The sequence below is a fragment of the Rouxiella aceris genome (assembly GCF_012933545.1).
Lineage (GTDB): Bacteria > Pseudomonadota > Gammaproteobacteria > Enterobacterales > Enterobacteriaceae > Rouxiella > Rouxiella aceris.
In genome coordinates, this window is the sequence record NZ_JAADJU010000001.1 from 716091 (window position 1) to 728412 (window position 12322).

A 12322-nucleotide genomic window follows, 5' to 3' on the forward strand; every position below is an offset into this window, starting at 1 on the left:
AGGTATGTGTTAGCGGAGAACAATCAATGAAACACTGCCTTTCCCTGTTACAGCGCGGCCTCAGTACCCTGTTGCTACTGAGCGCGCTGAGCGCCTGCAGCATACTGCAACCGACTCCCATGCCGCCCCCTGCGCCGACCAGCAAAGCGCAGGAGGTGGTACGTGGGCAAACGGCTACACTGACCAAGATAGGCAATGTTTCGGCCAGAGTGAGCGGCAGCCCGATGGATGTCGAGGCCGCCATTCGCCACAAAGCCGATGCCGCCGGTGCGCATTATTATCTGATCCTCTATGTCAGCGACCAAATCGTACCGGGCCGTTGGTCTGCCGAGGCCATTCTCTATCGCTAATCGCCACTGACTGCGGATTATTGGGCGCCCATCGCCCGATCGAGCAGTTGCTGGCACAGCCGTTCATCAATCAGGCTCTCGCCACGGGGATCGAGAGTCATTCGACACCAGGCATCCGCCATGGGCGGCGAGGAAACCTCGAGCATTTCGGCAGCAGCGTACAGATTAAACAACTGACTGGCGAGGGTGCGTCCGTAAGCTTCGTTGCCTCTTTTCAGGCATTGCATAAATTGCCGCGCCGCTTTGTCAAACAGGCGATTCTGGCCACGGACCTGATGCAGCCGCTGCTGGACCTCCTCCTGAGCGCCGGGCATTTTTTTCAGGCTACGCAACACGTCAAGGCACATCACGTTACCTGAGCCTTCCCAGATGCTGTTAACCGGCATTTCACGGTACAGGCGCGGTAGTTCGTTCTCCTCGCAATAGCCGATGCCCCCCAGTACCTCCATCGCCTCGGCGACAAAAGGTATGCCTTGTCGACAAACCTCAAATTTTGCCGCCGGTGTCAGTAAACGACTGATCACCTGTTGCTGGCTGTCGGTGGTATTGGCGCGAGCATGGGCCAGACGGAACAACAGTGCCGTTTGCCCCTCCAGCCTCAGCGCCATCCGGCTTAGCACCTGACGCATTAGTGGCTGCTCGATCAACGGCTTGCCAAACGCCTGGCGCTGGAAAGCATGGTACAACGCGACAGAGAACGCACGGCGCATCATGGCGTGGCTGCCCAGCGCGCAATCAAAACGCGTATGGCCGCCCATTTTCAAAATATGCCGCACCCCCTCCCCTTCATCGCCCAGCAGCCAGCCAATGGCATTAAAAAATTCCACTTCACCGCTGGCGTTAGACCTGTTGCCCAACTTGTCCTTTAAGCGTTGAATACGTACCGCGTTGCGCTCACCGTCAGGCAGCACCCGCGGTAAAAAGAAGCAGGATAGCCCACCCTCGGTCTGCGCCAGCACCAAATGCGCATCACTTTGTGGCACCGAGAAAAACCATTTATGGCCGACCAGCCGATAAGCCTTGCCGGGGCCGCGTCCCTCTATCGCCGTGGCGGTGGTGGTGTTGCTTAGCACATCGGAGCCGCCCTGTTTTTCGGTCATGCCCATACCAATCAGCAGCCCGCGTTTTTTGTCGCCAGGCATTAAGTGCGCGTCATAGCGATCGGACAGCAGCGGTGTCAGCCAGGCGCTGAACTCAGCGGGCAGAAACTGTTGCAGCACCGGTGTAGCACCGTAGGTCATGGTGATGGGACAGAGGGTTCCGGCTTCAACCTGGGCATGCAATACAAAGCGGGCGGCACGGGCAACAGCCGAACCGATGCGCGCATCTTCCTGCCAGGAAAGGTTATGTACCCGATTCGCCACCAGCCCTTGCATAAGTAAATGCCAGGCCGGATGAAAACGCACATCATCCAGTGGCTCTCCGCTGGGTTCAAAGCGTAATAAATCGGGAGGATTGGCATTGGCTAAGCGCCCCAGCTCAAGAGATTCGGCCGAGCCAAGCTGCTGCCCCAGGGAAGCCAGCACATCCAGGTCCCAGCCAGCACGCTGGCGCACTACCGCTTCACGCAGCGCGGTATCAGACAGGAATAAATTGCTGTTGTTCAGAGGTTTGGGCTGATTAAACACCCGATGAGTTTCCCAGTTCATATCCATCTCCCTAATCCGTTGCATCAGGATCAAGTATGGTAAAAACCAGTAATTTTACCGCAGAGTGGATCACAAACAGGGGAAACGCCTGCGGCCAGCAAGGCCGCAGGGGGGAAAGGCGACTCAGCCTTTGACTGAACGCTGGCGTACCGCTTCAAATAAGCAAACGCCGGTGGCCACTGACACATTTAATGAAGAGACGGAACCGGCCATCGGGATACTGATTAGCTCATCGCAATGGTCACGGGTCAGACGACGCATACCTTCGCCTTCAGCGCCCATCACCAGGGCCATCGGCCCGGTCATCTTGCTCTGAAACAGCGTATGGTCAGCTTCACCCGCAGTACCGACGATCCACACGTTATGCTCTTGCAGCAAACGCAGGGTACGGGCCAAATTGGTGACGTTGATTAGCGGCACGTTTTCGGCGGCACCGCTGGCGACTTTTTTCGCTGTCGCATTCAGCTTGGCCGAACGGTCACGAGGCACAATTACCGCATGCACACCGGCGGCATCGGCGGTACGCAAACAAGCGCCGAGGTTATGGGGATCGGTAACACCGTCAAGCACCAACAAGAAGGGGCTGTCCAGACTTTCCAGCAACGCGGGCAGATCGTTTTCCTGATACTGACGACCCTCTTTGACTCTGGCAATAATCCCCTGATGGACCGCGCCTTCGGATTTGTCATCCAGCCACTGACGACTGGCAACCTGGATCACAATGCCGCTGGCCTCGATTTCATCGATCAGCGGTTTAAGACGTTTATCATCGCGGCCTTTAAGAATAAAAACTTCCAGAAAGCGTTGCGGATCGTTGTCGAGTAAGGCTTTGACGGAGTGGATACCGTAAATAATTTCGCTCATGATGCTCTTTAAAATAGCTTTACGGGCAACAAGTGCCCGTAGTCTGATCGTGAATAGCTGTAATCAACAGCGGTAATGAATTGCTAAACCAATGGCAGCGATCCTGGCATGGACTGACGCAGGCATCAGTCCATAACCGCGCAAATCAGGAGGCAATCTGCTTTTTCTTTGCTCGTTTGCTCTTGGTCGCTTCGGCAATTTTCTGCGTCTTATCCGAAGGCTTTTTGGCTTTTTTAGGCTTGCCGTCTTTGCCAACGGCACTCACCGCTTTGCCCTCTTTTTTCGCTTTGGCCGGTTTGGCTGATTTGTCGCCTTCTTTGCGGAATGCGCTATCTGGCTCAAAATTGGTGTTTTTCTTCACCGAGCGACGACGACCGGCATTGGCCGGTGCCGTAGAACGCATCGTGCGCTCGCCGGGATTTTTTGCCCTGTCACGGGCAGTTTTGCCTTCGCCACGCGCTTTACGAGCACTGGACACCAACGCAAAATCGATTTTTCGCTCATCCATATGCACCGCTTCGACGCGAATTTCAACGGCATCACCCAGGCGATAAACGCTGCCCGAGGATTCACCGACCAGACGCTGACCGATATTATCATAGCGATAATAGTCGTTATCGAGGGTAGAGACGTGGACCAGGCCATCGATAAACAGGTCAGCCAGACGTACAAAGAAACCAAAGCCGGTAACGCTGGCGATAATGCCGTTAAACACCTCGCCAACGTGGTCCTGCATAAAGTCACACTTCAGCCAGTCGGCAACGTTGCGCGTCGCTTCATCAGCGCGGCGCTCGGCCATGGAACAGTGCTCGCCCAGTTGCAGCATATCGGCGTAATCACTATGCCAGCCACCGGTCGGCGTCCAGCGCTCCTTGAGGTTGCCATGCTCTTTAGCCAGCAGATATTTGATGGCGCGATGCAGTGACAGGTCGGGATAACGACGGATTGGCGAAGTAAAGTGGCCATAAGAGGCCAATGCCAGACCAAAGTGTCCGCGGTTTTCCGGATCGTAAATTGCCTGTTTCATCGAACGCAGCAGCATGGTTTGCAGCATTTCACGGTCAGGACGATCTTTGAGTTCATCCATCAACTGCGCGTAATCTTTTGGCTCAGGCTTCATACCGCCGCCCAGCGTCAGACTCAGTTCCGCCAGTACACTTTTCAGCGCCGAGATATGGTCATCGCTTGGACGGTCATGCACGCGGAAGAGTGCCGGTTCGTTATGTTTCTCAACAAAACGCGCCGCGGCAATATTCGCCAGGATCATACATTCTTCGATCAGTTTATGCGCATCGTTACGCACCGTCGGTTCCACGCGCTCAATGCGACGTTCGGCATTGAAAATAAACTTGGCTTCTTCGGTTTCAAATGCAATCCCGCCGCGCTCGGCACGGGCCTGATCCAGCACCTTATACATGGTATGCAGTTCTTGCAGGTGTTTGACCAGCGGAGAATACTGCTCGCGCAGCTCTTCGTTGCCTTCAATAATGTGCCAGACCTTGGTATAGGTCAGACGGGCATGGGAGCTCATCACCGCTTCGTAGAACTTGGAAGTCGTCAGCTTGCCCTGTGCCGAAATGGTCATTTCACAGACCATGCACAGACGATCAACCTGTGGATTAAGCGAGCAAAGGCCATTAGAGAGCACCTCTGGCAGCATTGGCACTACCTGCGACGGGAAATAGACAGAGGTAGCACGGCTGCGCGCTTCGGCATCCAGTGCCGTACCCTGACGCACGTAATAGCTGACATCGGCAATAGCGACCCATAAACGCCAACCGCCGCCACGTTTTTTCTCACAGTAAACGGCATCGTCAAAGTCGCGAGCATCTTCACCATCAATGGTAACCAATGGCAGACTGCGCAGGTCAACGCGGCCTTTTTTCGCTTCTTCCGGCACCTGTTCACTCAGGTCGGCGACCTGTTTTTCTACCTGTGGCGGCCAGACATGAGGGATTTCATGGGTACGCAAGGCAATATCCACTGCCATATTGGTGCCCATTTTGTCGCCCAGCACTTCAACGATTTTCCCCACCGCTTTGGTACGGCGAGTCGGACGCTGAGTCAGCTCGACCACCACCATATAACCCATACGGGCGCCGCTTACGGCATCGGCGGGGATCAGGATATCAAAGCTTAACCGGCTGTCATCCGGCACCACAAAACCGGCACCGGCATCGGTAAAGTAGCGACCGACGATCTGGCTGGTTTTGGGGACCAATACGCGAACGATACGCGCTTCACGACGGCCTTTACGGTCAGTGCCCACTGGCTGAGCCAGTACCACATCACCGTGAATACACATTTTCATCTGTTCGGCAGACAGATAAACATCATCTTTTTTCACACCTTCCAGACGCAGGAAACCGTAGCCATCACGATGGCCAATTACGGTACCTTTTAACAAATCAAGACGTTCTGGCAGGGCATAGCATTGACGACGGGTAAAGACCAGTTGGCCATCCCGCTCCATTGCCCGCAGTCTGCGACGCAGGGCTTCCAGCGCTTCTTCGCCTGACAGGTTCAGTTCATTGCCCAGCTCTTCGCGGCTGGCGGGAGTTTCACGTTTCCCCAGGTGTTCGAGAATAAACTCACGGCTGGGAATGGGTGATTCGTATTTTTCTGCTTCCCGTTCCAGAAATGGATCTTGTGACATCGCGGTTCCTCCGTTGTCATCAGCAGTTTGTTGAAGACTTTTCATTCAACAAGCAATAATTTGTAGAGTTGCGAATTATCTTGCACCATATCGGCCAAGGTATATTGGTTCAACTCATCAAGAAAATGTTCTACGGCGGTATGCAGTACATGCTTTAGCCGGCAAGCCGGGGTAATGTGGCAAAAACCTGTCGAACAATTAACCAGGGCTAACGGTTCCAGCTCGCGGATAACGTTACCCAATAAAATGGTTTCTGCCGGTTTACCCAGCCTGATGCCACCATTTTTACCGCGTGTTGCCGTAACGAGTCCCGCCCGGCTCAACTGGTTTATAATTTTCACCATGTGATTACGAGAGACACCATACACTTCGGTGACCTGTGAAATATTAGTGAGCTGACCCGCTGGCAGTGATGCCATATAGATCAGAGCTCTTAAACCATAATCGGTAAAACTTGTTAACTGCACACTAACCTCTGGGTATTTTTACCCGTTCTGTGGTCGCATCCTTAACCAATAGATTTCCTGGTGCACTCGAGATAATGACGGCGATCTGATGCGCTTAGTTAAGATTACTCTATTGCAGAGTCAACTCGCCACAAAGTTTGTCGCTATCCGCTTTATCTTTCACGTTGTCAACGACTCAGACATGCCCATATAGAGCGCAATAGTTGCCTTGGGCGCGGTATTCCCGGTGGTTAAAATCGATTGGGTGAGTACGAGACAAAAATCGAGATGACATTATCAGCAGATAAAAAAAAGAAACCGGGCAGATCGCCCGGTTGTCATCACGTGAGTTTCCCCAACGTGGTTCAGTGCCTGTTTTTGACGCTTAAGCGTCAAAAGGGTCACGCAGGATCATGGTTTCAGTACGATCCGGACCGGTGGAGATAATATCAACCGGCACTTCGGTCAGCTCTTCTACACGTTTAATGTAGTTACGCGCCGCCTGTGGCAGTTGATCCAGTTCTTTAACACCGAACGTGGTTTCGCTCCAACCTGGCATGCTTTCGTAAATAGGCTCGATACCTTCCCAATTCTCCGCAGCCAGCGGGGTGGTGGTCACTTCTTTGCCATCTGGCATACGGTAGCCGACGCACAGTTTGACTTCTTTCAGGCCATCGAGCACGTCCAGCTTGGTCATGCAGAAGCCAGACAGTGAGTTGATCTGCACCGCACGGCGTACCGCGACGATATCCAGCCAACCACAGCGACGACGACGACCGGTGGTCGCACCGTATTCGTTGCCCTGTTTGCACAGGTATTCGCCAATGTCATCAAAGAGTTCAGTCGGGAACGGACCGGCACCCACGCGGGTTGAGTATGCTTTAACAATACCCAGCACGTAATCGACATAACGCGGGCCAAGACCAGAACCGGTTGCTACGCCACCCGCGGTGGTGTTGGAAGAGGTCACATACGGATAAGTACCGTGGTCGATGTCCAGCAGCGTACCCTGGGCACCTTCAAACATGATCAACTCACCTTTTTTACGGGCGCTATCGAGCAGTTCGGAAACGTCAACCACCATGGCAGTCAGGATGTCGGCGATAGCCATCACTTCATCGAGGACTTTCTGGTAATCAACCGCTTCTACTTTGTAGTAGTTCACCAGCTGGAAGTTGTGGTATTCCACGATTTCTTTCAGCTTGTGAGCGAAATTCTCTTTATTGAACAGGTCACCGACGCGCAGACCGCGACGAGCAACTTTATCTTCATAGGCAGGGCCAATACCACGGCCAGTGGTACCGATAGCTTTCGCACCACGAGCTTTCTCACGCGCCATATCCAGAGCGACGTGATAAGGGAGGATCAGCGGGCAAGCTTCAGACAGTAACAGTCGTTCACGTACCGGGATGCCACGAGCTTCAAGTTCACCCATTTCTTTCATCAATGCGTCAGGGGCCAGAACCACACCGTTACCGATGATGCTAATGACGTTTTCACGCAAAATGCCAGAAGGAATTAAATGAAGAACGGTTTTTTCACCGTTGATAACCAGAGTATGACCGGCGTTGTGCCCGCCCTGATAGCGCACAACATATTTTGCCCGTTCAGTTAGCAAGTCAACAATCTTGCCCTTCCCTTCGTCACCCCATTGAGTGCCTAGTACGACGACGTTCTTACCCATCTCAAGAATCACCAGGTTGCTTAAAAAAGGATTCTAACATCTCATTAAGGGGCTTTCAGTAGTTTTAGCATACGATTGCGCGAAAAATTTCCATTTCGTGCCAGGTATCTCTTGTTACTGCATTTTCTTTATTGCCCCAAAAGCTAACTATTGAGGTGACGACTCAACATGTAGTAAATAACACAGCCGGCAACCACTAGACCGCCGCCAAAACGCCGTAACAGCCCGTCCGGCAGTTGCGTCATTGCCAGGATCATTTTTCGCCACGCGTGCGGAAAAAACATCGGCCCCAACCCTTCCAACACCAAAACCAGTGCGACAGACAACCAAATGCTTGTATTCATCATCGAGATACTCTGTGAAAACTCACCCATTGCAGATAAAACAAAAGGCCCGCTATGGGCCTTTTGGGGACAACATCTCGCTGCTTATCTTCGTTCACCTCAAGGATAACGAAAACCGGCAGGGTCATTATGCGGATTAAGGCTTGATGGTCTTTTCTGGCGATTTCATATAACGGAAGAAATCATCATTAGGACTCATCACCATCACATCATTACCGCTCTTGAAGCTTTCATCATAGGCACGCAGGCTACGAATAAAGGCATAGAAGTCCGGATCCTGACTGAAGGCATCAGCAAACAGCTTGGCTGCCTGTGCATCCCCTTCACCACGAGTAATACGTGCCTGACGCTCTGCTTCAGCCAGGGTACGGGTCACTTCATAGTCAGCAGTAGCACGCAACTTCTCGGCTTCTTCCTGCCCCTGAGAACGGTGACGACGCGCCACGGCTTCACGTTCTGCACGCATACGCTGGAAAATGGCGTCAGAAACTTCGGCTGGCAGATTGATCTGCTTGATGCGCACATCAACCACTTCAATACCAAGTGCCGCCATGCTGTTAGGATTCACCGCTGGCACTTTGCCGTTGGTTTCCTGCTCAACACGCTTGGCTACAGAAGCAATGGCGTTATCGGCTTCTGTCGTTGCAGCAGCGGCGGCATCTTCATCGTCGGTGCCTTTGTTCAGGGCATCGCGCACATCCAGCGTCAGACGACCGCGAGAGTCGGTCACGATATCTTTCACATCCAGACGGCCAATTTCAGAACGCAGACGGTCGCTGAACTTACGTTTCAACAGCACTTCAGCCTGAGAAACATCGCCACCACCGGTAGCCAGGTAGTAACGGCTAAAGTCACTAATACGCCATTTCAGATAAGAGTCGACGATCAGGTCTTTCTTCTCTTTGGTCACAAAACGGTCAGCCTGGTTATCCATGGTCTGAATACGGGCATCCAGCGTTTTGACGGATTCGAAAAAAGGCACTTTAAAATGCAGGCCGGGAGCATAAACCAGCGGTTTATTATCACCATCACGCAGCACTTTGCCAAAACGCAGAACAATGCCGCGTTGGCCTTCCTGCACCACAAACAGTGAAGCATAAAGCGCCACCAGCACTACAACAACGACAAGTAAAATTGACTTACGCATTGGTTATTCTCTCCCTACGCGAAGGGTGTCGTCACGCTGTGCATCCACACGGCGCTGCTCCATGACACTGCCAGAAGAACTCGAGCTGCTGTTACTGGCACTGCTGCTTCTATTACTCGTCGGTGGGGTCACCGGCCTTAACGGGATCATACTGCTGGCATTGGCCGCACCGTTATTACCGGCAGCGGATTTACCTTGCAGGATTTGGTCCAGTGGCAACACCATCAGGTTGTTACTCTTGTCGTTAATCAATACCTTGCGAGTGTTGCTCAGCACATTTTGCATGGTTTCAATATACAGACGCTCACGGGTGATTTCCGGGGCAGCTTTATATTCAGGCAAAAGTTCGGCAAAACGCGCCACTTCACCCTGCGCTTCCAGGATGGTGCGGTCTTTATAGGCCTTGGCGTTTTCCAGCAGGCGCTGTGCCTGACCGTTGGCACGAGGCTGAACTTCATTGGTGTAAGCTTCGGCTTCGCGGATATATTGCTGTTCGTTTTCACGGGCGGCAATGGCATCATCAAAGGCGGCTTTCACTTCTTCCGGTGGACGCGCCGTCTGGAAGTTAACGTCCTGAACGGTGATGCCCATATGATAAGGGCGAATAGTCTCTTCCAGTACGCGCTGGGTATCGCTACGCACCGTTGTTCGACCTTCCGTCAGAATTTTATCCATCGTGTACTTGCCAATCACTCCGCGCAATGCGCTGTCGGTAGCCTGACTCAGGCTGTCATCGGCATTGGCAACGCTGAACAGATAGGCACGAGGATCGGTAACGCGGTACTGCACGTTCATTTCGACGCGTACCACGTTCTCATCGGAGGTCAGCATAATGCCTGACGCCGCCAGCTCGCGCACGGTTTCGACGTTGACCGCCCGCACCTGATCGATAAAGGTCGGTTTCCAGTTCAGGCCCGGCTCAACCATATGATTGAATTGACCAAAACGCGTCACCACGCCCCGTTCGGCTTCTTTGATGGTATAAAACCCGCTGGCGGCCCAAATCACCACCACCGCTGCCACCGCAAGACCGACGAAACGACTATTCATATTTTTCTGCGGCGCAGAGGGACTACCACTACCGGACCCCTTGCCGCCAAAACCGCCGAGTTTTTTACTCAGTTTACGGAAGATATCATCAAGATCGGGAGGCCCCTGATCGCGGCCGCCCTTATTGTTATTGCCACCAGAATTATTTCCACCAGAGTTGCCGCTATTTTTGCTGCTTCCCCAGGGGTCGCGGTCCTGTCCGTTATTACCGGGCTGATTCCACGCCATGTTATAGCTCCATTATTCTATGATTGGTGTTCTTCAGGCCAAATCAGACAAGGCTTATACCCGCCATTTTTCAGGGTGCCAATACCTTGACTGTCCGTGCCTGTCCCCACGGCCTACAGCTGTAAGCTGCCGGGACAGGCTTGGTTGTCGCGGTACTGCATCATGAAATCTGTCAGGTATTGTTGCGGATATAACCGCTCATTGCCTGTTCTTGTTTGCAAAGGCGCAGCCAGTCAACAATGGGCATACGCACCATCAGACCAATACTGCCATCCTCTTCAATCCATTCTTTTTCAATCGCCTGAAGCTGGTAAAAACGGCTACGAAGGCGGCCAGCTTCTGGTGGCAAGCACAATTCTATCTGCGCTATTTCACCGGACAGACGCTCCGTTAATGCCTGAAATAGCAACGAAATACCTTCCCCCGTCACGGCGGAAAGCCAGACGCGGACAGGAACATTCTCTTCGTTGCGGTCAATACGCGGAACAAAGTCATCCAGCATATCTATTTTATTCATCACTAACAGCACAGGGATATCATCTGCATCAATCTCCGCCAGCACCGTATTTACCGCATCGATATTTTCCTCAACGCGAATATCGGCTGCATCAATCACATGCAACAACAGAGATGCCTGTCGGGTTTCCTGCAATGTTGCCTTAAATGCAGCAACCAAATCGTGAGGCAGGTGACGAATAAACCCTACGGTATCCGCCAGCACCGTTTCACCTACATCTGTCACCATCACGCGGCGCAGGGTAGGATCGAGGGTGGCAAACAACTGATCGGCCACATACACATCGGCCTCGGTAATACGATTAAATAATGTCGACTTTCCGGCGTTGGTATAACCCACCAGCGAAACTGTCGGCACATCGGCACGTACGCGGGAGCGCCGTCCTTGCTCACGCTGCTTGGCGACGCGTTCAAGACGACTTAAAATAAGGGTGATTCTGTCGCGCAAAAGACGACGGTCAGTCTCAAGCTGGGTTTCCCCGGGTCCACGCGCACCGATCCCGCCCCCTTGGCGTTCAAGGTGAGTCCAGCCGCGTACCAGTCGGGTTGCTATATGGCGTAACTGTGCCAATTCTACTTGTAATTTACCTTCGTGAGTACGGGCGCGCTGGGCAAAAATATCTAGAATCAGTCCAGTACGATCAACCACGCGGCATTCACACAAGCGTTCCAGGTTACGTTCCTGGCCAGGTGATAATGCGTGATCAAACAGGATTACAGATGCGCCGGTTGCTTTAACGGCATCTGCGATTTCTTGGGCCTTTCCTTCACCGACAAAGTATTTGGGGTGTGGGGCCTTACGGCTCCCGGTGATGACTTGCAACGCCTCAACACCCGCAGAAGAAACCAGCGATTCAAACTCGCTCAAGTCTTCTGTGTCTTTGTCCTGCGAGAAATAGATATGAACCAGTACGGCCTGCTCACCGGCTTCATAACGGTCAAACAAGCGTGTGACCTCTCAATTGAGAAAAAGAATTCAACGAGGGGCACATAAGGGGCAAAAAACCCTTTATGAACCCCTTCGATATTGAACGACCATGCGCCTTATTCGGCGTCATCGCCATCCTGCGGCTGCTGTGAAGCAGACGGTGCACTACCATGATGATAGTTGCTGGTAGTACCGCCAGTTGGCGTATTGCTATGATGAGATACCGGGCGAGAAGGCACCACGGTGGAGATAGCGTGTTTATACACCATCTGGTTTACCGTGTTTTTCAACAGAATGACAAACTGATCAAAAGACTCAATCTGGCCTTGCAGCTTAATACCATTCACCAAGTAAATAGAAACCGGAACACGTTCGCGACGCAATGCGTTCAGGAACGGATCTTGCAAAGATTGCCCCTTAGCCATTCTATCTTTTCCTTATTTGTTTGTTGTTTGTAACT

Annotated in this window: 11 protein-coding genes; 1 reads left to right on the forward strand and 10 read right to left on the reverse strand. The window is 52.7% G+C overall.

What is annotated here, in order from left to right:
• Positions 1-26 precede the first annotated feature (26 nt).
• Positions 27-350 carry a biofilm peroxide resistance protein BsmA gene (gene bsmA / locus GW590_RS03195; protein WP_169401552.1) on the forward strand — a complete coding sequence of 108 codons (324 nt, stop codon included), beginning with the start codon at positions 27-29 and terminating at the stop codon, positions 348-350.
• A gap of 17 nt (positions 351-367) precedes the next feature.
• Here the strand turns inward: bsmA and GW590_RS03200 are convergent, their stop codons facing one another.
• The 10 genes from GW590_RS03200 to hfq form a co-directional block, all read right to left on the reverse strand.
• Positions 368-1999, reverse strand: a complete 1632-nt coding sequence (locus tag GW590_RS03200) for an isovaleryl-CoA dehydrogenase (RefSeq protein WP_169401553.1) — start codon at positions 1997-1999, stop codon at positions 368-370.
• Between the two features lie 123 nt (positions 2000-2122).
• Positions 2123-2863 carry a 23S rRNA (guanosine(2251)-2'-O)-methyltransferase RlmB gene (gene rlmB, locus GW590_RS03205; RefSeq protein ID WP_169401554.1) on the reverse strand — a complete coding sequence of 247 codons (741 nt, stop codon included), beginning with the start codon at positions 2861-2863 and terminating at the stop codon, positions 2123-2125.
• A 145-nt stretch (positions 2864-3008) separates the two neighbouring features.
• The gene (gene rnr, locus GW590_RS03210; RefSeq protein ID WP_169401555.1) at positions 3009-5519 is read right to left on the reverse strand and encodes a ribonuclease R; all 2511 of its coding nucleotides are present in this window, start codon (positions 5517-5519) and stop codon (positions 3009-3011) included.
• 41 nt (positions 5520-5560) lie between these two features.
• Entirely contained in the window at positions 5561-5986 is a 426-nt protein-coding gene (gene nsrR, locus GW590_RS03215; RefSeq protein ID WP_169401556.1) for a nitric oxide-sensing transcriptional repressor NsrR, read from the reverse strand.
• Between the two features lie 364 nt (positions 5987-6350).
• Positions 6351-7649: an adenylosuccinate synthase gene (locus GW590_RS03220; RefSeq protein ID WP_169401557.1), complete on the reverse strand. Its 1299-nt coding sequence runs from the start codon at positions 7647-7649 to the stop codon at positions 6351-6353.
• A 143-nt stretch (positions 7650-7792) separates the two neighbouring features.
• Entirely contained in the window at positions 7793-7993 is a 201-nt protein-coding gene (locus GW590_RS03225) for a DUF2065 domain-containing protein (protein WP_169401660.1), read from the reverse strand.
• A gap of 136 nt (positions 7994-8129) precedes the next feature.
• Positions 8130-9140 carry a protease modulator HflC gene (hflC, locus tag GW590_RS03230; protein ID WP_169401558.1) on the reverse strand — a complete coding sequence of 337 codons (1011 nt, stop codon included), beginning with the start codon at positions 9138-9140 and terminating at the stop codon, positions 8130-8132.
• Positions 9141-9143: 3 nt separating this feature from the next.
• Complete coding sequence (gene hflK, locus GW590_RS03235; RefSeq protein WP_169401559.1) at positions 9144-10418, reverse strand: FtsH protease activity modulator HflK; 1275 nt, start codon at positions 10416-10418, stop codon at positions 9144-9146.
• A gap of 172 nt (positions 10419-10590) precedes the next feature.
• Positions 10591-11880, reverse strand: coding sequence for a ribosome rescue GTPase HflX (gene hflX / locus GW590_RS03240; protein ID WP_169401560.1), 1290 nt, complete (start codon positions 11878-11880; stop codon positions 10591-10593).
• 98 nt (positions 11881-11978) lie between these two features.
• Positions 11979-12287 (reverse strand): RNA chaperone Hfq, encoded by a 309-nt coding sequence (gene hfq, locus GW590_RS03245; protein WP_169401561.1) that lies wholly within the window; start codon positions 12285-12287, stop codon positions 11979-11981.
• Positions 12288-12322 lie beyond the last annotated feature (35 nt).

Excerpts from the sequence above, each read along its gene's own strand:
- hfq (WP_169401561.1), bottom strand. The coding sequence starts at position 12,287 with ATGGCTAAGGGGCAATCTTTGCAAGATCCGTTCCTGAACGCATTGCGT.
- hflK (WP_169401559.1), bottom strand. The coding sequence starts at position 10,418 with ATGGCGTGGAATCAGCCCGGTAATAACGGACAGGACCGCGACCCCTGG.
- bsmA (WP_169401552.1), top strand. The coding sequence starts at position 27 with ATGAAACACTGCCTTTCCCTGTTACAGCGCGGCCTCAGTACCCTGTTG.
- GW590_RS03200 (WP_169401553.1), bottom strand. The coding sequence starts at position 1,999 with ATGAACTGGGAAACTCATCGGGTGTTTAATCAGCCCAAACCTCTGAAC.
- GW590_RS03220 (WP_169401557.1), bottom strand. The coding sequence starts at position 7,649 with ATGGGTAAGAACGTCGTCGTACTAGGCACTCAATGGGGTGACGAAGGG.
- hflC (WP_169401558.1), bottom strand. The coding sequence starts at position 9,140 with ATGCGTAAGTCAATTTTACTTGTCGTTGTTGTAGTGCTGGTGGCGCTT.
- GW590_RS03225 (WP_169401660.1), bottom strand. The coding sequence starts at position 7,993 with ATGAATACAAGCATTTGGTTGTCTGTCGCACTGGTTTTGGTGTTGGAA.
- rnr (WP_169401555.1), bottom strand. The coding sequence starts at position 5,519 with ATGTCACAAGATCCATTTCTGGAACGGGAAGCAGAAAAATACGAATCA.
- rlmB (WP_169401554.1), bottom strand. The coding sequence starts at position 2,863 with ATGAGCGAAATTATTTACGGTATCCACTCCGTCAAAGCCTTACTCGAC.